24 protein-coding genes are annotated in these 22,601 nt (G+C 36.5%); 7 read left to right on the top strand and 17 right to left on the bottom strand.

What is annotated here, in order from left to right; genetic code table 11:
• Window positions 1-2 precede the first annotated feature (2 nt).
• The 10 genes from ABVM52_RS04800 to ABVM52_RS04755 form a co-directional block, all read right to left on the bottom strand.
• Window positions 3-1,619: a carboxylesterase/lipase family protein gene (locus ABVM52_RS04800; protein WP_405384242.1), complete on the bottom strand. Its 1,617-nt coding sequence runs from the start codon at window positions 1,617-1,619 to the stop codon at window positions 3-5.
• A 25-nt stretch (window positions 1,620-1,644) separates the two neighbouring features.
• Window positions 1,645-2,523, bottom strand: a complete 879-nt coding sequence (locus tag ABVM52_RS04795) for a sugar phosphate isomerase/epimerase family protein (RefSeq protein WP_405384240.1) — start codon at window positions 2,521-2,523, stop codon at window positions 1,645-1,647.
• A gap of 31 nt (window positions 2,524-2,554) precedes the next feature.
• Complete coding sequence (locus tag ABVM52_RS04790) at window positions 2,555-3,253, bottom strand: NUDIX hydrolase (protein ID WP_405384238.1); 699 nt, start codon at window positions 3,251-3,253, stop codon at window positions 2,555-2,557.
• A gap of 209 nt (window positions 3,254-3,462) precedes the next feature.
• Complete coding sequence (gene ablB, locus ABVM52_RS04785) at window positions 3,463-4,311, bottom strand: putative beta-lysine N-acetyltransferase (protein WP_405384236.1); 849 nt, start codon at window positions 4,309-4,311, stop codon at window positions 3,463-3,465.
• Between the two features lie 36 nt (window positions 4,312-4,347).
• Window positions 4,348-5,547, bottom strand: coding sequence for a glutamate-5-semialdehyde dehydrogenase (locus ABVM52_RS04780; RefSeq protein WP_405384234.1), 1,200 nt, complete (start codon window positions 5,545-5,547; stop codon window positions 4,348-4,350).
• Entirely contained in the window at window positions 5,547-6,335 is a 789-nt protein-coding gene (gene proB / locus ABVM52_RS04775) for a glutamate 5-kinase (RefSeq protein WP_405384232.1), read from the bottom strand. The genes ABVM52_RS04780 and proB overlap by 1 nt, the downstream gene beginning before the upstream one ends.
• Entirely contained in the window at window positions 6,328-7,143 is an 816-nt protein-coding gene (gene proC, locus ABVM52_RS04770; protein ID WP_405384230.1) for a pyrroline-5-carboxylate reductase, read from the bottom strand. Before proC ends, proB begins: the two co-directional genes overlap by 8 nt.
• A gap of 37 nt (window positions 7,144-7,180) precedes the next feature.
• Complete coding sequence (locus tag ABVM52_RS04765) at window positions 7,181-7,372, bottom strand: hypothetical protein (protein ID WP_405384228.1); 192 nt, start codon at window positions 7,370-7,372, stop codon at window positions 7,181-7,183.
• 129 nt (window positions 7,373-7,501) lie between these two features.
• Entirely contained in the window at window positions 7,502-8,362 is an 861-nt protein-coding gene (locus ABVM52_RS04760) for an RNA polymerase sigma factor RpoD/SigA (protein ID WP_405384226.1), read from the bottom strand.
• A gap of 161 nt (window positions 8,363-8,523) precedes the next feature.
• Window positions 8,524-9,864 carry a rhodanese-like domain-containing protein gene (locus ABVM52_RS04755; RefSeq protein ID WP_405384224.1) on the bottom strand — a complete coding sequence of 447 codons (1,341 nt, stop codon included), beginning with the start codon at window positions 9,862-9,864 and terminating at the stop codon, window positions 8,524-8,526.
• Window positions 9,865-10,215: 351 nt separating this feature from the next.
• Here ABVM52_RS04755 and ABVM52_RS04750 point away from each other — a divergent pair, with 351 nt between their 5' ends.
• On the top strand, window positions 10,216-11,883 hold the full coding sequence (locus tag ABVM52_RS04750; protein WP_405384222.1) for an ATP-binding protein: 1,668 nt from the start codon (window positions 10,216-10,218) through the stop codon (window positions 11,881-11,883).
• A gap of 35 nt (window positions 11,884-11,918) precedes the next feature.
• Here ABVM52_RS04750 and ABVM52_RS04745 read toward each other — a convergent pair whose 3' ends face one another.
• Window positions 11,919-13,136 (bottom strand): ATP-binding protein, encoded by a 1,218-nt coding sequence (locus ABVM52_RS04745; protein WP_405384220.1) that lies wholly within the window; start codon window positions 13,134-13,136, stop codon window positions 11,919-11,921.
• Between the two features lie 149 nt (window positions 13,137-13,285).
• Here ABVM52_RS04745 and ABVM52_RS04740 point away from each other — a divergent pair, with 149 nt between their 5' ends.
• The 4 genes from ABVM52_RS04740 to ABVM52_RS04725 all read left to right on the top strand — a co-directional run bounded on the left by ABVM52_RS04740 (window position 13,286) and on the right by ABVM52_RS04725 (window position 17,655).
• Window positions 13,286-13,846, top strand: a complete 561-nt coding sequence (locus tag ABVM52_RS04740; RefSeq protein ID WP_405384218.1) for a helix-turn-helix domain-containing protein — start codon at window positions 13,286-13,288, stop codon at window positions 13,844-13,846.
• Window positions 13,847-13,855: 9 nt separating this feature from the next.
• Entirely contained in the window at window positions 13,856-14,296 is a 441-nt protein-coding gene (locus ABVM52_RS04735; protein ID WP_405384216.1) for a response regulator, read from the top strand.
• A gap of 147 nt (window positions 14,297-14,443) precedes the next feature.
• Window positions 14,444-16,369, top strand: coding sequence for a PAS domain-containing protein (locus ABVM52_RS04730; protein ID WP_405384214.1), 1,926 nt, complete (start codon window positions 14,444-14,446; stop codon window positions 16,367-16,369).
• Between the two features lie 281 nt (window positions 16,370-16,650).
• Window positions 16,651-17,655, top strand: coding sequence for a helix-turn-helix transcriptional regulator (locus ABVM52_RS04725; protein ID WP_405384212.1), 1,005 nt, complete (start codon window positions 16,651-16,653; stop codon window positions 17,653-17,655).
• Between the two features lie 82 nt (window positions 17,656-17,737).
• Here the strand turns inward: ABVM52_RS04725 and ABVM52_RS04720 are convergent, their stop codons facing one another.
• From ABVM52_RS04720 to ABVM52_RS04695, 6 genes are all read right to left on the bottom strand, one after another.
• The gene (locus ABVM52_RS04720; protein WP_405384210.1) at window positions 17,738-18,160 is read right to left on the bottom strand and encodes a BLUF domain-containing protein; all 423 of its coding nucleotides are present in this window, start codon (window positions 18,158-18,160) and stop codon (window positions 17,738-17,740) included.
• 146 nt (window positions 18,161-18,306) lie between these two features.
• Window positions 18,307-18,753, bottom strand: a complete 447-nt coding sequence (locus tag ABVM52_RS04715) for a response regulator (RefSeq protein ID WP_405384208.1) — start codon at window positions 18,751-18,753, stop codon at window positions 18,307-18,309.
• Between the two features lie 187 nt (window positions 18,754-18,940).
• Window positions 18,941-19,387, bottom strand: coding sequence for a response regulator (locus ABVM52_RS04710; protein WP_405384206.1), 447 nt, complete (start codon window positions 19,385-19,387; stop codon window positions 18,941-18,943).
• An 18-nt stretch (window positions 19,388-19,405) separates the two neighbouring features.
• Window positions 19,406-20,263, bottom strand: coding sequence for an SDR family oxidoreductase (locus tag ABVM52_RS04705; protein WP_405384204.1), 858 nt, complete (start codon window positions 20,261-20,263; stop codon window positions 19,406-19,408).
• Between the two features lie 203 nt (window positions 20,264-20,466).
• Window positions 20,467-20,988, bottom strand: coding sequence for a DUF421 domain-containing protein (locus tag ABVM52_RS04700; protein ID WP_405384202.1), 522 nt, complete (start codon window positions 20,986-20,988; stop codon window positions 20,467-20,469).
• 48 nt (window positions 20,989-21,036) lie between these two features.
• The gene (locus ABVM52_RS04695; RefSeq protein WP_405384200.1) at window positions 21,037-21,300 is read right to left on the bottom strand and encodes a SemiSWEET family sugar transporter; all 264 of its coding nucleotides are present in this window, start codon (window positions 21,298-21,300) and stop codon (window positions 21,037-21,039) included.
• 214 nt (window positions 21,301-21,514) lie between these two features.
• On the opposite strand from ABVM52_RS04695, the gene ABVM52_RS04690 reads away from it, so the two are divergent.
• On the top strand, window positions 21,515-21,955 hold the full coding sequence (locus tag ABVM52_RS04690) for a DUF6789 family protein (RefSeq protein ID WP_405384198.1): 441 nt from the start codon (window positions 21,515-21,517) through the stop codon (window positions 21,953-21,955).
• A 200-nt stretch (window positions 21,956-22,155) separates the two neighbouring features.
• Complete coding sequence (locus ABVM52_RS04685; RefSeq protein WP_405384196.1) at window positions 22,156-22,599, top strand: response regulator; 444 nt, start codon at window positions 22,156-22,158, stop codon at window positions 22,597-22,599.
• Window positions 22,600-22,601: the final 2 nt, after the last annotated feature.

Below are 22,601 nucleotides of genomic sequence, written 5' to 3'. Positions count from 1 at the left end.
TTTTAGTTTGTGCTTACGATTTCAAAAAGCTCTTTATCTAACTGTGGTTTTACTTCACAGGTACTATCAAAATGCATAGTTGCCGTGTTTTTGCTAGTATAGGCGGGCCATTCAGGAAGTGCGTCATGGTTGGGATTGCCCGTTCTGGCAAAATTTATCCAGGCCTTACTCATTTTATTGGCGAGCTCATGTGCTTCCTTACCACCACCGGTCATATGATTGGCAAGGTCAATATTGTCAAATACAAAAGGAAGCTCCATACAGTGCAGGGCCTTATATTTTCCATCAAAAACCGGGGATTGCCATGTAAATAGGTACATATAGACCGGGGCACTGTTAAGACCGGCCTTATCGTTCGCCTCCATGACGGCCCCTGGTCTAAACATGGTATCCACATCTATCAAGTCCTTGGGGTCGGTATCATTTGGATAGGCTTTTTTTACGGCCTTAATATAGTCATCTGCCTTATCCTTGTAGGTGTCCTTGATATGTTTCATGATGGTTTCTTCCGATGCTCCCACAAAGCGCATATTGGCAAAAGGCGCAAATTCATTTTTTGCGGTACCGATCATGAACGGAATATCCTTTGAAACGGCCAACGCTTCCTTGGTACCCAATTGATAGGGTAGAACATTACCATCTTTGCTAGGGCCCCAATTTAATCCAAAACCAATAACCGGTTTACCTGCAGCTTTCATTTTTTCGGCAACCACCTTTAATGCTTTAGTACCTGCTTCTGCCAAAGTTTCAAATGGAATATTTTGAATACTGTCTACGGTATTGGCATTTAATCCTAAAATGTTCAACGTTTCCTTTGCTATTGCCTGCGTATCCTCCTTTTCCAACATTGCGGTCCTAAAGGAACCACTTTGGTTAATGGCTTTGTGGAAAAGACCTTTGGCCTTGGGCATTGCCATAAGCGTAGTAACTTTTGCGCCCCCGCCCGATTGTCCAAAGATGGTAACATTATTAGGGTCACCGCCAAAATTGGAAATATTGTTCTTGACCCACTCCAATGCCTTTACCATATCCATAATGCTATTGTTGGCAGATTGTGCGTACTTTTCACCGTAGGCCGATAAATCTAAAAAGCCAAGGACATTTAAGCGGTGGTTTATGGAAACGACCACTACATCCCCGTTCTTAGCCAAATTTTCACCATTATAGGATGGAAGTTCATGGCTGGATCCAGAGGTAAAGCCACCCCCATGGATCCAGAATAGAACCGGTCTTACTTTACCGTCCGATACATTTGGAGACCAAACGTTCAAACTCAAGCAATCTTCATTTGGAAACCCCCAGTCATGATCGAATACAAATTCCGATTCATCTTGGATTGTTGTTGTTGGGTTTATCAATGGAGCAACAGGTCCGTACATGGTGGTACTCCTTACGGCATCCCACTTTGTAGGGTTTGTTGCAGCCTCAAAGCGTTTGGCTTGAGCGTAGGGAATACCTTTGTAAATATGCATGTCATCATGTATATACCCACGTACGGGTCCGTTTTCAGTTTCAATTACCGGAAGCTTGGAACCAGTAATAACAATATCCTGAGCCGATGCCATGTACGTAACCATACATAACACAAGCATTAATAATTTATAAGATTGAGGTTTCATTTCTTATCCCTTTTAAGGTTGAATTTTATTTAAAACCAATTTCCTCTAGTCCATCATGGCTAATTTTAATGGCATCTAAGGGTTTAAGGCCATCAAAGGTCATATCTTGTTCTACCATATAGTATTTCATTCCTGAAAGTTCCTTATTGTCCAGAATATTCTTAAACCCAATGGTTCCTTTGCCTACAGGGGCAAATCTACCTTGTTCGTCCATATCCTTTACATGCCATATTTTAAAACGACCAGGATATTGGTGGAAGTAAGCAATAGGATTGGCACCTGCCTTGGTAACCCAATAAAGGTCCATTTGAAAGTTCAACAGTTTAGGATCCACATTTTCCAGTAAATAATCTATGGGAACAATACCTTCTGCATTTTTCTTAAATTCAAAATCATGGTTATGGTACAATAATTTTAAACCGGCCTTGTTGGCTTTTTCTCCTAAGGTTGATAGAATTTGTGCTAGGTCCTGGACGGTACCGGTCATGCCCATAGTCCTGCTTTCCTGATTAAATGTAAACATGCCCATAGGAGGAATTGGTACCACAAAATATTTAAAACCGGCAGCCTTGGCATCTGCCATCATTTGGTCTGCATTATCAAGTGTTACCGCGCTTTGGTGCGTACTGATTGGTTTTAATTTCAGGGATTTTAGTAAGCCCTTAAAATCTGCAGGGGTCATACCGTAGTATTTTCCGTCCTTATAGCCTGCAGCCTCTATGTTTTTATAGCCTGCATCCGCTACGGCCTGTAAGGTAGCTTTGGCATTGGTGCCCATATCATCCCTAACGGTATACAGGGCCAGTCCGCCAAATTTTTTCTGGGCATAGGTGGTCATGGTTCCGCAAAGGAATAGGAGCAGCGCCATTCCTTTTAAAATGTTGTTCAAGATAGTTGTTTTCATAAGTGTTTGATTTAAGTATAATGTTTGTTTTTTATTTAAAGCTATAGAGATAAGGGGCCTTGTGGGCCTTGCCTTGAAAAAGTTTCTCGTGTCTTTCTAGGATATCCATAGAGAGCATTTTACGTTGAAAGGTGGTTCTTCTTAGTTTTTGATCTAGAATAGCCTCAAAAACCGATTGTAATTGTTTCATTGTAAATTTTGGAGGTAGTAAATTCATCCCTATCAGTTTTTCACTAAGATTGTTACGAAGAACGGTCAATGCTTTTTCAACAATATGGTTGTGGTCCATCATAAGCTCTGGTAGTTCTTCAATGGCATACCATCCAATACTGTCAGAAAACTGGTCTGGGGTAGGGGTTACATCTTCATAATTGATCAAGGCGTAATACCCTACCGTATTAAAGCGATCCAACATCCATTCATTTTCTTTGGTAAGGTCGTTGTTGGCTTTAAGAATTCGACGCATATGTTCTGGGTCTGCACGATTTACTTCTCCAAAAACATGAAACTGTTCCAGGTACACATTATCCAGTCCCGTACGGTCTTTTACTCCCTGCTTAGCCGCATCATCTATACTTTGGTCCATTTCTATAAAACCTCCCGGTAGCGCAAAGAAACCTGTATTGTGATATTCCAAGAGGAGTATCTTTAACAATTTACCGTTAAACCCAAAGATTACACAATCAAAAGAAAGATGGGGTATGAAATTCTTATTTTCCAGTCCTTTCATTGATTAATTTCATAAAATTTAAATGCATTTTTCAAATAAAGCACAAAAATCAATGTAAACAAAGGATTATTGTCGTAAAGTGAGACAATAACAAAAAAGTACTGATCTTGAGAAGTTAAATTCAAGATCAGTACTAGTTTAGGGTAAGCGGTCAATTAAAAAGCATCTGATATTTAAGATGCTAAAAAGAAAGCGAAACAATAATTGTTCTATTCATTCTTAAAATACCAGACATTCATACTTTCCATAGTGTTGCGTACCATACAATTATTGGTAAGCGTACCCGCAAAGATAAATCCGTGTTTACTAAAGGTGATGTTAAGTCCGTAGGAGGTAGCCCTTACCATGGCATAAACGGTCTTGCATCCAGTTGCCTTCATTTGTTCTTTGATATCCTGAACCAAAAAATAAGACAGGTTTTGACCACGATAGTCCGGATGGGTAACAAAATCCACGATTTCCATATTGGATTCATTTTCATGAATGTCCAAAATAGTAGACACTAGAAGCTCGTTATTTTCAAAAAGTCCGTAGAAGCTATGGTTTAGCTGCTGTAATCTTGAAAAATACGCCGCATCCTTTATTTGATTGGGATGATATTTATACGCCTTTTTGTGTAATTCTTCCAATAATGGAAAATCATCGGAATCCAATTTTCTAATAGTTGTATTAGCAGGTATGGAAAAATGAGCATCTGTCTGCGGTTTATTCGCCGCCAAGGCAATTGTTTTAACCGATTCAATGGTCTTTAGGCTTTTTTCGTCATTAACGTGTCGCTTTTCACTAACGAAATCCGCAAGAAAATAACCATCTGTTTTGCCATTATAGAGCCCCGGAATTTTAGCTTCAACCTTAAAACCGTTAGATTGTAGCAATCCCTTTGCACTTTCTTGGGCCCGTCCTAGAATCTTTTCATAATTCCTTTGTTTTGCTAAGGCCTTGATCTTGGGAACAAAAACATTTAAATCAATATTATCGGCATCGGTAAAATAAATACGATTGTGCATGTTGCCGTGGTATACCAAGGCGCCTTCTATGTTTTCAATTTTCTCGAACATAAATTTAGATTTTTAGTTCATGTAAACGAACATCATTTATTCCCTGATTTGGCCATCGCCAAAGATGTAGTATTTATTGGTAACCAATTGCTTTAAACCTAGCGGTCCCCTATGGTGCAATTTATCCGTACTAATGGCCAATTCTGCACCCACGCCCATTTGCCCGCCATCGGTAAATCGGGTAGAGGCATTTTGGTATACAGCGGCACAGTCTACCTCTTCCATAAATTGTAATGCACTTTCCTTGTTCTTGGTCATTATGGTTGCAGAATGACCACCGGAGTTGGTGTTGATTTTATCAATGGCCCCGTTGATGGATTCTACAGTGCCCAAACAGCACTTCATGGCCAAAAATTCCTCTTTCCAAATGTTAGGGTTTTCTATGGGGTCGGCATCTTTGATCAATTCATTTACATTGGGGTCTACCAAAGTCTCCACACCGTTTTCGTCCAGTAATTGATATAAGTCCTTTAATTTATCCGCATACCCATCAATATTGGAATTGATCAGGATTTTATCCAGTGCATTACATGCCGATATTTTTGCCGTTTTAGCATTAAGAATGACCTTGATGCTTTGCTCCCAATTGGCATCTTCGTCAATATAGAGGAAATTATTTCCCCGGCCACTGACCAATACGGCACATTTGGCATGTTGTTTAACAAATTCAATAAGTCGCTCTCCACCTCTAGGAACTATCAAATCCAATTGCTCTGGCGGATTCATTAAAAATTGTTGGGTTTCCTGTCTATTTAGCACCAACTGCTGAATATAATTCTTGGATAGGTTGTTCTCCTTCAAGGCATTGTGCCAAAGTTGTGTAAGTGCTTGGTTGCTGTTCAGTGCTTCCTTGCCACCTTTGAGGTATATTTTATTATTGGCCTTGAATGCCAAGACCGCTGCCTCTATGGTTACATCTGGTCTGGACTCATAAATAATCATAATGGTGCCAAATGGCGCAGTTTTATTAATGATTTCAAGTCCGTTCTCTAGCTTTTTCAAGGAAATTGTTTGCGCAACGGGATCTTCTTGAGACCTCACCTCTTTTATGGAAGTGATCATGGCATCTATTTTAGCGTTGTTTACGATCAACCTATCGTACATGGCTTGATCTTCAAGATTAAAGCGTTCCAAGTCCTTTTTGTTTGCTTTTAGTATGGCCGATCTATTTTCGTCCAAAAGACGTTCCATACTTTGTAATACCTTATTTTTTACTGTTGTGGATAATAATTTCATTATGCTTCTAATTTTTCTTCAAGGGTAACTTTTGTACCCACGTTTTTACCTTCTATGATATCTATTATAGTACGTGGTTTTTTACCGTTGGCTATAAATGTTGGAATGTTGTTGGCGGCTGCTTGTTGTGCGTAATCTAATTTGGAACCCATACCACCACGGCCTTCTCCAGCCTTTTTGTTGCTGTCCTTTATAAAATCCTCTAGATTGTCCTCCGGATTAACATGTTCAACAAGGTCGCTACTGTCCGCATTTGGGTGACCAGTATACAATCCGTCTATATCGGTAAGGATAATAAGCTTGTCCGCATCAATCAATTGAGCAATTAAACTGGCCAACTCGTCATTATCGGAGAACATACTCATGGTTACCGATACCGCATCGTCCTCATTGGCAATAGGAATAACTCCCTCAGATAGCAACCCTTCTACACAGTTGATCATATTCTGACGATGTATGCCAGGGGTAAAATCTCGTTTTGTTGGCAGAACCTGTGCGCATTTCATACCATAGTCATTAAAAATGTTATAGTAATGGCGCATCATCCGCGGTTGTCCTATGGCAGAGTATACCTGTCTTCTCTTAGTGTCATTTACAATACTTGAGGTACCTAGAACTTCCTTACCGGCAATGACCGATCCCGAAGAAACCAGAACGGTGATGATGTCACGTTCATAAAGTTCTGCAATTTGTTGGACCAAATTGCGCAGAACCGGTCTAACAATACGGTTATCCTTATTGGTCATCACGTTAGTACCTACTTTTATTACTATTTTTTGCTTATACATGTGCTTTTTCTTTTCCAAGTTCCACGGCACGTTCAAAAGCTGCGAAGGCCGCTTCTTTAATTAATTCTCCTACATTATTGTTCTCCATGGAGTCTAAGGCAGCCCTTGTAGTACCGCCTTTGCTCGCCACTTTGTCCATCCAGGAATTTGGGGACAATTCATTTTGATTGAAGAGCTCTATAGCTCCTGTAAAGGTCTGAGCTACCAAAACTTTGGAAACATTAGGAGTGAACCCCATTTTCAAGGCGGCTTCCATCATACTTTGCATAAAATAGAAGACATACGCCGGTCCGCTTCCAGAAATACCGGTAGAGGCATCTATAAAATTCTCATCGCTTACCAATACGGATTTTCCCGTGGTGTCCAATAGACTTTCAATGGTCAATAGCTCTATTCTGGATACTTCTTCAGAGGCAACAAAAGAAGTAAGTCCCCTACCAATTTGTGCAGGCAGGTTAGGCATTGCCCTTACAATTTTGGTAAGTCCCGTAAGTTCTTTTATGGTATCCATGGTTACACCGGCCATAATTGATATAAGAATTTGACCAGGCCCTACCAAAGGGTTTAATTTTAGGAATACGCTTTCTGCGTGATAGGGCTTTACCGCAATAAAAATGATATCTGCCTGCGGGGCACATTTCTTTAAATCATCAAAAGCATCAAACTGTGGATTATTTCTCAATTCCTCCAGTTTTTCCTCTGAGGTGTCTAGCACCATGATGTTTCTTTTCTTCAGTAATTTTGATTTAGACATTCCTTCCGCATAGGTCAACCCCATGTTTCCTGCTCCTATTACTAGTATTTTCATGAATTCTAATTATTGTTTGGATAAAATTTGTTACAGATTAAATAAATAGCATTTTCTCTATTGCATTGTTTTTACGCTTATGGTAAACTTGCCGATAGCTATGGATTTTTTGAATGGGAATTCCCAAAAAATATTTGGTAATAGAAGTAACCTTGGAGTTTTTACGACCGGTCTTTGTTCTATATAATTCCTTGATAATACTTTGTCTTTTTATGTAAATAAGTTTCATGTAATTTTTTATTGTTGAAACATAACATATGCCTAGCCATCACCAAATATGGTGTGTTAAGCTTACGTTATAATGATTAAAAAATGGGTAAAGATGCTTTACGGCAATTTTAGGCGATACATTCAATTATTAAAGGTAGGCCCTTAAGACCTCAGTGTCGGTTTTGCGTCTTAATGCGCGTAAACCTTTGTCCTTTATCTGCCTAACACGTTCCCGGGTTACGTCAAAAATTTCACCAATTTCCATTAGGCTCATTGGTGGCTGACCCTCAAGACCAAAATAAAGTTTTATTACATCGCGTTGCCTTTCCGGAATTTTGTTGAGGACCTCGTCAATATCTGTTTCCAGAGATTCATGAATAACCGTTTTGTCAGGAGTATCCATCTCATTAGATTCAATAACATTGTGCAAACTGCCAGATTCTCCTTCCCTAAAAGGTGCGTCTAAGGATACATGGTTAACGGAAGAATTGATGGAGCTTTTCACCTTGGATACATCGATATCCAATTCAGAAGCAATTTCGGTTGGGCTGGGTGGTCTTTGAAATGTTTGCTCCAAAGTAGAATATACTTGGTATATTTTAGAATTGGTGGCAATTTTGTTCTGTGGCAAACGTATGACCCTAGATTTTTTGGAAAGCGCCTGTAGAATGGACTGTCTGATCCACCATACGGCATAGGAAATAAATTTAAACCCTCTTGTTTCGTCAAAACGCTTAGCCGCCTTCACTAATCCAAGATTTCCCTCATTGATGAGGTCTGTAAGGCGTAGTCCTCTATTTTGATATTGCTTGGCGGCAGAAACTACGAACCTTAAATTGGCATTGACCAACTTATCCAACGCTTTTTGATCACCTTCACGAATTTTTCTAGCCAGCTCCACTTCTTCATTTGCAGTAATCAAATCTATTTTACTGATTTCCTGAAAATATTTTTCCAAAGATTTGGCATCGCGGTTAGTTATTTGTTTCGTGATTTTTAATTGTCGCATAGCGTACTTTTAAATTAATCTATAACATAGTATTTTAAAGTTAAAAAACAAGAAAATGACGTTTTTTATGACTTTTTTGACTCTTTTTAATGATTTTTTGTATAATTTTAATTGTTTTTGGTCAAAATTGTGGCTTTTTTGAATTTTCACCCTTCTTTGATTTATTTAAATTCGTTTATCTTCTCACTTAGGTCAAAAATCTTTGTTTCTTGAATATTTTTCGATAGAATACTAAATCCTACAGCACTTCTATAACCACCTGCACAATGCACAACAATAGGTTTGTCCACTGGAATTTGGTCCAAATTATCACGCAAATCGTTAAGGGGAATGTTTAATGCCTTATCAAAAATTTTATTTTGTTTAACCTCGCTTTTATTTCTTATATCAAGAATGGTATAATCATCCGTATTGTTTTTAAAATGATCAAATTCAAGCGGTGAGGATGTTTTCATGTTAAAAGAACCCAAGGTCATTATTGTTTGTATTTGGCTTTCATACCCAATTTTGGCTATTCGGTTTAGAATTTCCTGCCTGTTGGTCGCCTTGTCAATGATAAGGTTAAATTTTTCGTTTGGTTGTACAATGGCTCCCAGCCACGTTTCTAACTTATCATCTTCGTTACGGGCCATAATATTAATGGAGTTGGATAGATGACCTTTCTTAAATTCTTCCTCATCCCTAGTATCAATTACCAAATGCTGGTTTTCACATCTACAAACATTCATGTGAAATGGAATATTATATATTTCTTTTTCAATGTTTTTTGCACCTTGCTTATTGAGGTCCACATCATAACCAAAATAAGAGGGGATAAACGGTTGTTCCGCCAAAAGTTGGTCTATAAATTCCTCTTCCGTTAATTTTTTGAACGCCCAATTTTGTGTGCGTTCCTTGCCCAATGTGCTTGAAGAGTCTGAGCTCATATTCTTACCACACAGAGACCCGGCACCATGGGCTGGGTATATGATGGTTTCGTCAGTTAGGTGGTTAAATTTGTTGTTTATGGTTGAAAACATAGCTTGCGCAAGTTCTTTTCGCTTCGCTTTTTTGTTTCCGGCCTTCTCTCTTAGGTCCGGTCTGCCCACATCACCAACAAATAAGGTATCTCCCGTAAATAGTACAGGGGTATCCTTATCGGTTTCCGCTAGTACCGAAATACTGTCCGGAGAATGCCCCGGTGTATTAATGGCAGTAAAACGAACGTCATCAATGAGTAAAGTGTTTTCTTCGTCAAAACTTTCATGGGGATAATCTGCCCCCACCAATTTACTACAATAAATTGTGGCATTGGTTTCTTTATGCAGTTGTAAATGACCACTCACAAAATCTGCATGGGGGTGGGTTTCAAAAATTGCTACAATAGTGGCGTTATGTGCTTCTGCAAATTCATAATAAGGTCTTGGGTCTCTACTGGGGTCAACCAGCGCAATGCTTTTATTGCATAAAATAGCATAGGAGTAGTGTGCCAGAGGTTTGTCTAAAAATTGTTTTATAATCATGGTTTTTAATTTTTTTGTAGGTAATCAATATATGGGGTAAATAATTCCTGCACAGTAACAAAAGTTACTTAATGCAATGATTTATAAGTTTTTAACAAATGGTCTATAGTGCTTTTGGTGTAAGTAAGACGGATTTGATTTCATCATAATTTTAATTTTATTATGGTCCTAGTTAATAGGATATTCATTATCGCTTTTGACCAATTGTTTGCTACAAGCTCTAAAAACATGGCTATTATTTTTAACCCTATCCAATTTATTTTTTGAATTAAGTAGGTGTATGTAGTTAGTTTGGATTAATTTTAAAATTGATATGAACGGGTTGTATACCATGTTAAAATTTAAAAGTTAATGGCCGGTACGAATAAAGATTTTTATTTTTTGGAAGATGGTGGAGAAATGGGCGAATTGATGCGGAATAGAGATTGGTCAAAAACCCCAATAGGCTTTCCAGAAACCTGGCCCCAGACCTTAAGGACGACAATCAGTATTATATTAAACTCTCCTTTTCCCATGTTTTTATTCTGGGGAAAAAAGCTAAAATGTTTTTATAACGATGCTTACCGCCCAAGTTTGGGGATTAATGGAAAGCACCCTTCTATTTTAGGTATGAGCGGAAAGGAGGCTTGGCCGGAAATTTGGGATGATATTTCACCATTGCTACATCAGGTCACAGACAAAGGGGAGTCTATCTGGAGGGAAAACCAATTGATACCTATTTTTAGAAACGGACAGATAGAGGATGTGTATTGGACCTTTAGTTATAGTCCGGTAAAAGATGAATCCGGCAATATTTCAGGTGTACTTGTGGTCTGTACGGATACTACGGAAGCTGTTAAAGCCGCTACCAAGTTACGGGAAAGTGAAAGGCGTTTTAGGGAAATAGCAGATTTGTCTCCTATTTGGATATGGATAACCGATAAACAAGTGAACGTAGAATATGCCAACAAGGAACTTCTAAAATATTTAGGATTGGAAAAATCCGCTGATTTTACAGGGCAGACCTGGGAGAATATGGTTCACCCAGATGATATTCAACTAGTGTATGAAGGTTTTGGAGAGGCGGTACGTAAAGAGGAGAACTTTGCTTTGGAATATCGGGTAAAAAATGCGAGTACCAATAAATTTGAGTGGTTTAAGGTTTTGGCCGTGCCAAGGTATGAGGATAAAGTACTAAAGGGCTTTATTGGTACGGCCATGAATATAGAGCAGCAAAAATCTTTTGCAAACAACCTTAAGAGCGAAGTTGAAATACGTACTAGGGAACTTGAGGATAGTAATATTCAATTAGAAAAGATGAATAAGGAATTACAGTCCTTTGCCTATATATCCAGTCATGACCTTCAGGAGCCACTGCGAAAGATACAAATGTTCGCAGAGGTGTTGTTAGATAAGGAAATTGATAATCTTACTGAAAAAGGAAAGAACAAGTTTGAAAAAATACAATCTGCCGCCAATAGAATGCAGTCGTTGATCAATGATCTTTTAGCCTATTCACGAGCCGATACCGAGAAAAGGATTTTTAAAAAGATAGAACTACAGCACAGTATAAATGAGGTAAAGAATGATCTTGCGGAAGAGTTCAAGAAAAAAAATGGCAAATTAATTATAGAAGAAAGTTGTTCTCTGGAGGTAGTTCCTTTTCAGTTTAGGCAATTGATGTATAATCTTATTTCCAATTCCTTAAAGTATTCCAAGCAAGATGTCTCACCAGTTATAACGGTAAAGGGTGAAATAGTAAATGAGCTAAAAGTATCTGGGGTTATTTTAAAACGGAATACCAATTATGCCAAAATTACTATAACCGACAACGGTATTGGTTTTGAAAATCAATTTTCAGACAAGATTTTTGAAGTCTTTCAACGTTTACATGGTAAGCAAGAATATGTAGGGACAGGAGTAGGACTGGCCATCGTTAAAAAAATAGTGCAAAATCACCATGGGTATATCAACGCCACAGGTGAGCCCAATGTTGGATCGGTCTTTCAAATCTTTATACCGGAAATCCATCAGGGGTAAGAAAAGAAATCTTGAAGAAAATTAACTGTGGTTTTCTAAGCCTTTGGTAAATATACCTTGAACGTTGCACCTTCATCGGGAACGCCATATGCAAGAATACGTCCTTGATGGTTTTCCACAATTCTTTTTGCAATGGCTAAGCCAATACCGGTAGATTTATCATTATTATCCGCATTTAATCTTTTAAACAATCCAAAAATCCGTTCGGCATATTTTTGTTGAAATCCAATGCCATTGTCCTTTACGGTTATAGCGCAATACATGGTCTGGGCATTTAGGCCCTCAACGTTAAATTCTTCGCCCTTGCCGGTAACGCAATCAATGTATATTTTAAGTTTCCTGGTGTCACTTCTGTAGGCAACGGAATTTGCCAATAGTCCAAAGAATAATTGTTCCAATTGTATGGGTATGGCCCTTACAGCATCCATTTCTGAAAATGATATACTGCCGTCACATGCAGTAAGGTCATCTTGAAGACGGGCCACGGCACGTTTTAATATTTTGTTTAGCGGGGTGGTTTCAAAACGACCTATGAATTCCTCCGTTTCGGAGTAGTCCAAAAGGTCTTTTAAAATCTTTCGCATTTTATTGGCTTCACGTTCAATACCTTTAAAATACGTGGCTACATTTGGGTGAAGTTTATCCGCTTCTTTTTCCCTAATTATATTTGAAAAAGTCTGAATTTTACGCAGAGGTTCCTGAAGGTCATGGCTAGATACAAATTCAAAAGCTTCTAACCGTACATTTTGTTTTTTAACTTTTTGACGGATGGATCGCAGGTTTTCAATAGATTGTAAATGAAAAGAAATAAGATCGGCATAAAGGGTAAACATGCCAATGACCCTATCATTGTTCAACTTATTGGGCTTAGGGTCTAAGGCGCATAAGGTGCCAAAAAATTCACCATTCTTTAATGTAATAGGTACTGAGATGTAGCTTTGAAAACCATATTGTAAAGGGGTAGGGTGGTTACAGTAAATACCATCGGTTTTTACATGGTCTATGACCACCAATTTATTAGCCTGTCTAATTTCATGGCAAATGGTTGTTTCAATCTCTAGCTCATCACCTGGTTTTAGACCAAATGACAAATGGTCCAATACACTGCAGGTTAGCCACTTGTCTTCCGTTACCCTTGCTACGGCAATAAATCCCATTTGGGTAGATTCCCTAATCACATTTAAAATGGTTGGTAGGGCTTCAATAGACTGTATATCCTCTATATTTCTTTTATAGTGTTCTTCCAAGGGCATCTTCAAATATAAAGCTAATATAAAGAGACATTTTTAAAAAAATAAGTTTTTAGTTTTTAGAGCAAATGTTTAACTTGATAATGCTATGTTTTTACTGTTAAAATAGATAATTTAGCTAAATTGTAGTAGAATGTTTTTACTGGAAATGAATGGAATTTAATCTTGCGTTTGACCCGGACAAAATTGTTTTTGCTTTAATAGCAGAAATTATGGGCAAAGAAGCTATTGAATATGAAATCATTGATAGTAGAACTATTAAAATTGCGAGTAATATCAGTAAGGAGCATCTAGCGCTGATCAAAGAAAATTTAGGTCGTTTTTCAATTGAATTAAAATCAAGTAATGATCTTGATTTGGTAGAGGATATAAAATTGTGCGTAAGGGAAATGGTACGTCAAGGGAATACAAGGAATATAAAAATGTCTGAGCGGTTAACCGAACAGCTGGGCTTTAGTTATTCCTATCTATCCAATCAATTTTCAAGTCAGACATATACTTCAATTGAGAATTTTTATATATTAGTGCGCATTGAGAAAGTAAAGGAAATGGTATTATTGGAGAATGCTAAATTGAGCGAGATAGCGTACGAATTAAATTTCAGTAGTGTCCCACATTTATCTAATCAATTTAAAAAAGTTACCGGGCTCACCATTACCCAATATTTAAAGTTTAAAAAGAAAAAGGAGAAGAATTCTTCAACCAATACCTAAAACAACGAAATGAATAAATTAAGAATACTTCTTGTAGACGATGATGAGGACGACAGGCAATTTTTTGCCGATGCTCTAGAGGGTATTGAGTTAAATACCCAGTTACAATTACTTGAGAACGGCAAGAGTTGTATGGAATATTTGAACAAGGAAACAGATAATTTACCAGATCTTATATTTCTTGATTTGAATATGCCTATCATGAACGGTTTTGAATGCCTAGAGGCTATACGTAATACGCCACACTTAAAAGATATTATGGTGGCCATATATTCCACTTCTTCTGCAGAGCGGGATATTGAAGAAACTTTTGAAAAAGGAGCCAACATCTATATTAAGAAACCATCTAGTTTTAATGAACTAAAAAAGTCCTTGAAGCAGGTGGTGAAAATGAATTGGTCCTATCACTTAAATGATTTTAAGAAAGAGAACTTTTTATTAAAGGTGTAGTATCTGGTCTAATTAATACGATAAAGTTGTTTCCATAGAAACAACTTTTTTCGTTTTAGCATTACTCGTTTTGTTTCATTTTCATGTATTTCGCAAATGATAGGTATTCTTTCTTAACTTATAGGGTATCCAAATTTTTTTAGTAGTATGAGTTTTTTCAAAAATATTGTTGACGAATCCAAGGACGCAATATTATATGTAACCCCTATTCAATCCCAAAAAGATAAAAGCAAAGCTTTTAAAATAGCATATGCCAATACAACGGCACAAATATTACTGATCCAATCGGACAGCGGATTGGAGGGTAAAACGGTAGCGCAAGTAGAAAAGTTATCATTAATTAATGGTCTGGAAAATGTTTTGGAACAAGTGCTGCAATCCAAGGAAGATATAAACATTCCCATCTATGAGGCATTGGCACAAGAAACCGGTTATACGTATGCAAAACTAAATGGTGATGGGGAGGGGGTTACCATAACCTTTCTATTTAGTTTGGAAAACGATATTTTAAAAACAAATGCGGGTTTTTTAGACAGTACCAATGATAGGCGCATTGTCAATGAAAAAGAATTGGCCGGTATTATCAATAACAGCGTACTGGATAGTTTTAATAATATTATCTGTTATGTAAAACCTACGTATGATGCCAAAGGTGCCATTAATGATTTTAGAATAGAATATATTAATAATAGAATGGTTGAGATTACCGGGGAAGAACCCAGTTCAATCATTGGTAAAACTTTATTGGAATTTTATCCAAAAAACAGTACCAACGGAATATTAGAATTACTTGAAAAATGCTATACCACTGAGAAGAATATAAAATTTCTACGGAAGTATCATTTTAATGGCAAGGATTTTTGGTTCAGGAACAGGGCCATTAAAATGAATGAGGGCGTCATGTTGTTTGCTAAAGATGTTACTAGGGAAAAAGAATATGAGGAACAACTTTTTGTTCAAAATAGATTGTTGACAGAGGCTGAGGCGGTTGCCAGTATTGGTAGTTTTAAATGGAACTTGGCAGAAACGGATGTTAACTATTCGGAAAATGTATATCGTTTGTTCGGGTATCAGCCTAACGAATTTGATTCTAATTATGAGCGATTATTGTCCTTTGTTCATGAGAATGATGTAGAAAAAGTTAGAAAGAGTTTCAAGGAAGCGCGCAAGCATAGAAGTAGGGCGGAACTGGTTTTTAGAATAGTGACCAAAAACAAGAAGGTAAGATATTTGAATACCATAGGTGAATGCTTTAAAAAGGATGCAAACTGGTATATGGTAGGTGTTATTAGGGACGTTACCGAGCAAATGGAAACAGAATCTAATTTACAGGCCAGAAATGCAGAGCTGAAGAGAACAAATTCTGATCTAGAGGCTTTTAATCGTGTAGCCAGTCATGATCTGCAGGAACCATTGCGAAAAATACAAATGTTCATAAGTAGATTGAGCGATGAGGAAAAAGGTAGATTGAGCCCCAAATCCCAAGGGTATTTGGAAAAGGTAAAATCATCATCTGATCGTATGAGAAACCTGATCAACAATTTGCTTTCTTATTCTAAAGTGGAAGAAGTTGTAGAGCTGCCCAAAAGTGTAAATCTTAATGATGTATTGGATAATGTTTTGGACGATTTGGGTGAGCGTATTAAGGAATTAAAGGCAGAAGTACGCTCAGATGACTTGCCCATAGTCAACGGGGTACAATTTCAATTGGAACAATTGTTTACCAATTTAATTTCCAATTCTCTAAAATATATTAAACCGGACACCAAAACCAAGGTAGAAATTAAAAGCACCTTGGTCTCTAAAAAAGAACTACCGCAAGTGCTTGGCCTGGTCAATGATACCTATGTAAAATTACAGTTTTTGGATAATGGAATAGGTTTTGAGAAGAAATATGAAAATAAAATATTTGAAATATTTCAACGCCTGCACGGTAAGAACGAATATACAGGTACGGGCTTAGGGTTGTCTATCTGTAAAAAGATTGTAGAATCGCATAACGGGGCTATCATGGCCAAGGGTAAACCAAATGTTGGTGCAGAATTTACAGTGTACCTTCCTATTCTCATTTAACTACACTTCTCTCCTTTTTATTATATCATTTTATAGGCCATCTCATAATTTTGTAACTCATAATTGAAATGATGTAACAAATTTACTTGCCATTACCTGCATCTTTGTAATATAAATTATTAGTCAGTTATGAAAAATTTACAATATGCCAGAGTTGGCTCGGTAAGAAAAAAGATGGTGAGTAAATTGAATGCAATGAGCACACCAAAAGAAATGGGTGCAACCACAAATTTGAACACGGCTAATAATGCAATAATTATTAACTCTCAAAAACCATTATTATGCAAGTAGTCCACAACCAGTTAAATTATTTTAATAACGTATTAGGAGGAAGTATTTCTAGTTTTGAAGGTGATCGTATTCTTCAATATGATAATGAGAAAGGAACCGGCCGTATACAGACCGTAGCGTTGGAATCTGGAATTTCCTATACAGAATATGATTTAAGTTTGGCCCAGGACTTTGATTTTTCACTGGAAATGAACGATCATAGATGTCTTTACTTCATCTATTGTCTAGAAGGTGATTTTACGGTACAACGTAATTATGGTTCTTCTAAATCCTTAAAGGTTGAAGCGTTACAAACCGTATTGATCGGTGGTAAAAATGATACTATAGATATTAAATTAAAAGAAGGTACAAAATCCAATATTGCCATTATTAGGGTTTCTGAGGACGATGCACCAAAAATACAAGGTGAAAAAGGAAGCGATCTGTACCAACAGTTATTTTCATCTTTTCTGCAAGAAGATAGTTATGAGCACATAGGTACGTTTAACTTGAAAATAAAGGAGCAATTATTGCAAATACGTTCTATTCACCAAAAAGGTTTGGTTAGGAAACTACTTATAGACGGTATTGTTAGCTTTACCTTGGCGTTAGAAATTCTACAATGTAGAGAGGATATTAATAATGAAGGTCAAGTGTCTACCATTCTTACCAAAAGTGAGTTGTTGAGAATAGAGGAGGCGGTCAACGCTATAAAAAGAAAGCCAGAATATCCGTATACCGTTACTTATTTAAGTAGACAGTATGGACTATCCCCAACAAAATTGCAAGAAGGTTTCAAGGTGATGGAAGGTACAACCGTAACCAACTTCATAAGAAACGAAAGATTGGTACTTGCAGAAGAATTAATACAGACTTCAGATTTAAATATTTCTGAAATTGTTTATACCATTGGTTTTACGAGCAGAAGTTATTTCTCTAAAATTTTTAGAAACCGCTTTAACTGTACTCCTAAAACCTATTTAATGAATACTAGAAAAGTATCGTTAACCGCTTAATTTTAAAATAAAGGACAGACAAGTAAAAGCGCCAACTATATCATAGTTGGCGCTTTCTTTATGCGTAAATGTAAGTTGATGATTATTTCTCGAATACGAGCGATTTTATCTCTTTCCAGAACAGCCTAACAGATGCCGAACCATCATTGTGGTAAGAGGATAATATCAATAAATTATTTTCAAATGTCTTTAATTCAACCTCATTGGTTTTTTCACCTGGTGAATAATAGGCCATATGCCAGCCATCAAAAACTACTTTTTCTGAAGGACCTTCCCATAATAATTGAACAGATTCATGTCGGGTATCGATTTCAATACCACTGTAAACATTGAAAATATCTTCCTTAGTGCCTTGTAACGTCTGTATGAATATTCCTTTATGGTAAATTAAACAACCGGTAATGTTCAAACTTTTATTTTTGGTAACGGCAGTATTTAGAATATTTTCCAAATCATCTGAACTAAGATTGGGTTTGGCAGTAGACCTATAAGTTAATTCGTGCATTTTCTGCTTTGTGTTTAATCCTTTTTAAGGATATTTTAGATATAACTCACAAAACTAAACTATAATAGGTGCCTTAGAGGTAAATTATAATACTATTAACTAAATAGACTAATTTTTGTACCAAAAATGAAAGGGAAGGTGAGTTTTTAAATAGAAATCACGAATTCAGGTTCTGCGGTCTTATTTTGTGAAGTATTTTTAATATAGCTTAAGCATTTGTGCAATAGCGTCTTAAGCTGGTTGTAAGATGATGGTTTTTGTAGATATAATGAAGCGCCCATTTCCTTTAATCTTGTTATCTCCTTAGGGTGATAAGAAGTAGAATAGATAATGATGGGGGTGTCTGCATATTGAGATAGTTCCCTAATATCTGCCAAACATTCAAAACCATCCATCATTGGCATTTTCAAGTCAAGAAAAATAACATCTGGCCGTACTTCATTATCAGATACCAAGTCGGCCATTAAATCAACTCCGTTGTTAAATTCGGCAACCTGGGTTTTAATAGGAATTTCTTTTAATGCATCAGAAAAGAATGTTCTATCATCGCTGTCATCATCTGCGAGGTAAACATTTATAAGGGATTGATTCATAATTATTAACAATTGTACATTTTAAACGCTTTTATGGGGTAAAGAATTGTATGTAATTTTTAAAATAGTTATTTAATTTTAAAGGTCGTTGTTTAGTCCAATTGATTTGCAATATAAAAAAATTACCTATTTTTTTATACCCCGATTAACTCAAAAGATGACTCAATCCGCAATTGAATATTGTCTATTAATCGGCATAGTGAATAATGGCCGTTCCGCCTAAACTGTTATTTTTTATAGAGTGTATGGTTCTTCCTAATGCTGTTGTCAGAATTTTAAACGAGGATGGTTTGTGTAAGTAGCGGTTTGCCCCCATTTCAAATAAATTGGAGATTCTATCAATGTCGTAGAGGTTAGAATATACCACAATTGGGATATCGTCAAATAACCTATTGTTCCGTAATTCCTTTAAACATTCCTCCCCATTTTTTTTAGGCATTAACAAATCCAAAAAGATAATATGAGGTAATGTGGAGGCATTGTCCATTTCATACAACAATGCCTCTCCATTATTAAATAGTTTAATATTGATATCTGGATCAACCTCAGCAATTGCTTCTGAAAAGATTTGCTGGTCGTCAATATCATCTTCGGCCATAAAAATTAAAAAATCCGTGTCCTCTTTGGTAAACATAATCCTTATCCAATTAAATTAACCACCAATAATCTCTCCTCCATTGATATGAAGAACCTGTCCGGTCATATAGCTACTATCCTTGCTTGCTAGATATACATAAGCGGGTCCTACTTCGGCTGGTTGCCCTGCTCTACCCAAAGGAACGTCCTTTCCAAATTCTTCTAGGTTTTCACCACTAAATGTAGCTGGGATTAACGGAGTCCATATAGGTCCTGGGGCAACAGCATTGACCCTAATATCCTTTGGTGCCAAAGCTTTACTTAGGCTTCTGGTAAATGAAACAATAGCCCCTTTGGTGCTTGCATAATCTATTAAGTGTTCAGAGCCACGGTATGCCGTTACAGATGTAGTGTTAATGATCGTGTCACCTTTGCTAAGGTGGGCCATTGCAGCTTTTGATAGATAGAAATATGCATAAATATTGGTCTCAAATGTTTTTTGGAAATTGGATGAACTTATATTTTCCAATTGTTCAGCAGGAAATTGCATGGCAGCATTATTGACCAAAACATTTAATTTTCCAAAATGTGCTATAGTTTCTTTAATGGCAGCTTTGCAAAATTCCTCATCTTTAACATCGCCCTTAAGTAATAAACATGTACGGCCTTCTGCCTCTATTTCTTTTTTTGTTTGTTCCGCATCTTTATCCTCGTTAAGATAAATAATGGCAATGTTGGCACCTTCCCTGGCAAAATGTATAGCGGTACTTTTTCCAATTCCACTATCTCCACCTGAAATTATGGCTACTTTATCAAGTAATTTTTCACTCCCTTTGTAGTCCTCACGTATGGTAAGGGGAGTAGGATCCATTTTGTGTTCGTTGCCAGGTTGGTTATTCTGTTCTTCACTTTTTTTAATATCTATATCTATCATAATATTTGTGTTTAATTTAATGGGGTTTAAGAGGTTACATAAGTATTAGTTTAGTAGCTCTTTACCTTATTTGGTTAAACCCTTTTAATAATAGTTTAAAATTATAATAGAAATAGGGTATTGAGTGACTCAAAAAATAGGAAGTTGAACGGTAATGAAAAAAGAATTTTGAGACCCTTGGAACAGGGTGGTGAATATTAAAGTTACGCTCGTTTTACATCTTGCATGATCCACAAGCTAAGGGGTTGATCATCTTTCTTGTGCAATACAGAAATGTCTCCCGTAGTCTCAAAAACAACGGCTTTAACCTGTTTTAAATCGGTAACATTTGCCTCGCGAAGTTTAGAACGTAGGTCGCCCTCTGTAACCCTAGCCTTTAACAGATTGGCATTTATAATTTTTTCACCATCCATTAATAAAAGTGGTGAGTTGTCCACGAGTTCTTGTATGCTTTTCTTTCTACGGGCCAACGCAATTGATATTTGTAGGCCGTATACAGAAGCCAGGCCTATAATACCTTCTGTTAATTTGACGGATGATGATAAAATAGTGGTGGCTACTATAGAACCAACGGCTACGGTCATGGCAAAATCAAAACTGGACATTTTAGAAAAACTTCGTTTACCTACAATTCTGGTTAGTAGTATAATTGCAAGGTAAATGCCCACGGCACTGGCAAAAATCAATAAAACATTTTCCCACGTAGTATCAAACAAATTTTTCATGATGTACTAATTTTTAATAAAATTCAAAACAGTTTTCCAACACCTATTTTATTTACTGTACACCGTGCGGTATCTATAAATTAATATAAGCATGGTGCAATTTAGAATTACGGAAATACCATTGGTGACGATGATAGGAATATCTGACTTTAAAATACCATAGATGGTCCATAGAAAAACACCAATGGTAATTGTATAAAACATTTTTGGTGAGACATCATCGACTTTTTTTGAGCGCCAAGCCTTATAAATCTGGGGTAATGCCGCTACGGTAGTAAATATTCCTGCAAATGTTCCAATAAGTTCTTCCATAGTCACACTGGATTGTGTATTAATAACTAAACCTGAAATTATGTGGCAGTGCTACTAACATCCAAACAAAGTTAGTGGCATAATTGTAATGCCTTTATTGAAAAACAATGAACTTTTAGCGCATTCACAAGTATTGTTTGTTCAATTGATTACTACATGCACATTTTATAAAATTTTATGTGATTTTTATAAAGCTAATGCTAGTTGACATATTATGAGCGTAATATTAATTATAGTATCTGGAATTTTGGGAACGATGGTAATGACCATCTTTAGCCATATTTTGGAGAAATTAAGCGACCATAAATTTAATGAAACACATTTACTGAATAGATTGATAAATCGTTCCAAAACTTTTGATACTGTAGCTGAAGATAATGATTTTAGGGGGTGGGCCATACACTTGGTAATTGGTATATTAATGGCTGCGGGTTTATTTTTTTATTTAAACCACGCAAAAGAATTGAACCCTTTACTATGTGGGTTGGTCCTAGGTTTTTTTCTTGGGATTATAGGTGTACTAGGTTGGACGGTCATGTTTCTAAAACATTCTGACCCTCCAGAAATTAACCTAACGTATTTCTTTATCCAGTTAATTTGTGCGCATATGATATTTGGAATTACGGCCTTATGGATATTGACCAAATTAACTTAGCAGAAATGTTTTTTTTGAAGTAAGGGAAGATGTGTTTTTCTACTACCTTGAAAAATAGTTAACTAGATTATAAAAAATTAAATATTCCATTAAATTTTAGGATAAAAAGAACATTTTTATGAAGAATTACGTAAATAAATAAGAACATTAAAATGCTACATAATAGTTTATCGACTACATTAGCAATAACCCCCGTATAGATGGCTGAAAATAAATTACATATAGCTTTGGTTGATGATGATGAGGATGACAGGTCTTTTTTTGAAGAGGCTATTGAAGAAATAAATATTGCTACCCAACTTTTTCTTTTTGAGAATGGCAGGGAAATCTTGAAATATCTAAATATGGACCATGCCTTGATGCCCAAATTAATATTTTTAGATTTAAACATGCCGGTCATTAATGGAATACAGTGTTTAAGGGAAATACGATCTAATGATCATTTAAACGACGTAAAAGTGGCCATATACTCCACATCTTCTTCTACAACGGATATTGAAAGTGCATTTGCCGAAGGGGCCAACCTTTATGTAACCAAGCCAGATTCCTTTAAAAAACTAACGAAAATCATATATAATATTTTACATATAGATTGGGCTAAAAGTAATAAAGGATTAACCAAGGATAATTTTATTTATAGCTGATC

Origin of the sequence: Maribacter sp. LLG6340-A2, from assembly GCF_045057105.1 — a bacterium.
GTDB lineage: Bacteria > Bacteroidota > Bacteroidia > Flavobacteriales > Flavobacteriaceae > Maribacter.
This window is presented reverse-complemented; position numbering and strand designations above follow the sequence as displayed.

What these genes read in the sequence shown, in the direction of transcription:
- ABVM52_RS04800 (WP_405384242.1), bottom strand. Translation starts at nt 1,619, where the DNA reads ATGAAACCTCAATCTTATAAATTATTAATGCTTGTGTTATGTATGGTT.
- ABVM52_RS04795 (WP_405384240.1), bottom strand. Translation starts at nt 2,523, where the DNA reads ATGAAAACAACTATCTTGAACAACATTTTAAAAGGAATGGCGCTGCTC.
- ABVM52_RS04790 (WP_405384238.1), bottom strand. Translation starts at nt 3,253, where the DNA reads ATGAAAGGACTGGAAAATAAGAATTTCATACCCCATCTTTCTTTTGAT.
- ablB (WP_405384236.1), bottom strand. Translation starts at nt 4,311, where the DNA reads ATGTTCGAGAAAATTGAAAACATAGAAGGCGCCTTGGTATACCACGGC.
- ABVM52_RS04780 (WP_405384234.1), bottom strand. Translation starts at nt 5,547, where the DNA reads ATGAAATTATTATCCACAACAGTAAAAAATAAGGTATTACAAAGTATG.
- proB (WP_405384232.1), bottom strand. Translation starts at nt 6,335, where the DNA reads ATGTATAAGCAAAAAATAGTAATAAAAGTAGGTACTAACGTGATGACC.
- proC (WP_405384230.1), bottom strand. Translation starts at nt 7,143, where the DNA reads ATGAAAATACTAGTAATAGGAGCAGGAAACATGGGGTTGACCTATGCG.
- ABVM52_RS04765 (WP_405384228.1), bottom strand. Translation starts at nt 7,372, where the DNA reads ATGAAACTTATTTACATAAAAAGACAAAGTATTATCAAGGAATTATAT.
- ABVM52_RS04760 (WP_405384226.1), bottom strand. Translation starts at nt 8,362, where the DNA reads ATGCGACAATTAAAAATCACGAAACAAATAACTAACCGCGATGCCAAA.
- ABVM52_RS04755 (WP_405384224.1), bottom strand. Translation starts at nt 9,864, where the DNA reads ATGATTATAAAACAATTTTTAGACAAACCTCTGGCACACTACTCCTAT.
- ABVM52_RS04750 (WP_405384222.1), top strand. Translation starts at nt 10,216, where the DNA reads ATGGCCGGTACGAATAAAGATTTTTATTTTTTGGAAGATGGTGGAGAA.
- ABVM52_RS04745 (WP_405384220.1), bottom strand. Translation starts at nt 13,136, where the DNA reads ATGCCCTTGGAAGAACACTATAAAAGAAATATAGAGGATATACAGTCT.
- ABVM52_RS04740 (WP_405384218.1), top strand. Translation starts at nt 13,286, where the DNA reads ATGGAATTTAATCTTGCGTTTGACCCGGACAAAATTGTTTTTGCTTTA.
- ABVM52_RS04735 (WP_405384216.1), top strand. Translation starts at nt 13,856, where the DNA reads ATGAATAAATTAAGAATACTTCTTGTAGACGATGATGAGGACGACAGG.
- ABVM52_RS04730 (WP_405384214.1), top strand. Translation starts at nt 14,444, where the DNA reads ATGAGTTTTTTCAAAAATATTGTTGACGAATCCAAGGACGCAATATTA.
- ABVM52_RS04725 (WP_405384212.1), top strand. Translation starts at nt 16,651, where the DNA reads ATGCAAGTAGTCCACAACCAGTTAAATTATTTTAATAACGTATTAGGA.
- ABVM52_RS04720 (WP_405384210.1), bottom strand. Translation starts at nt 18,160, where the DNA reads ATGCACGAATTAACTTATAGGTCTACTGCCAAACCCAATCTTAGTTCA.
- ABVM52_RS04715 (WP_405384208.1), bottom strand. Translation starts at nt 18,753, where the DNA reads ATGAATCAATCCCTTATAAATGTTTACCTCGCAGATGATGACAGCGAT.
- ABVM52_RS04710 (WP_405384206.1), bottom strand. Translation starts at nt 19,387, where the DNA reads ATGTTTACCAAAGAGGACACGGATTTTTTAATTTTTATGGCCGAAGAT.
- ABVM52_RS04705 (WP_405384204.1), bottom strand. Translation starts at nt 20,263, where the DNA reads ATGATAGATATAGATATTAAAAAAAGTGAAGAACAGAATAACCAACCT.
- ABVM52_RS04700 (WP_405384202.1), bottom strand. Translation starts at nt 20,988, where the DNA reads ATGAAAAATTTGTTTGATACTACGTGGGAAAATGTTTTATTGATTTTT.
- ABVM52_RS04695 (WP_405384200.1), bottom strand. Translation starts at nt 21,300, where the DNA reads ATGGAAGAACTTATTGGAACATTTGCAGGAATATTTACTACCGTAGCG.
- ABVM52_RS04690 (WP_405384198.1), top strand. Translation starts at nt 21,515, where the DNA reads ATGAGCGTAATATTAATTATAGTATCTGGAATTTTGGGAACGATGGTA.
- ABVM52_RS04685 (WP_405384196.1), top strand. Translation starts at nt 22,156, where the DNA reads ATGGCTGAAAATAAATTACATATAGCTTTGGTTGATGATGATGAGGAT.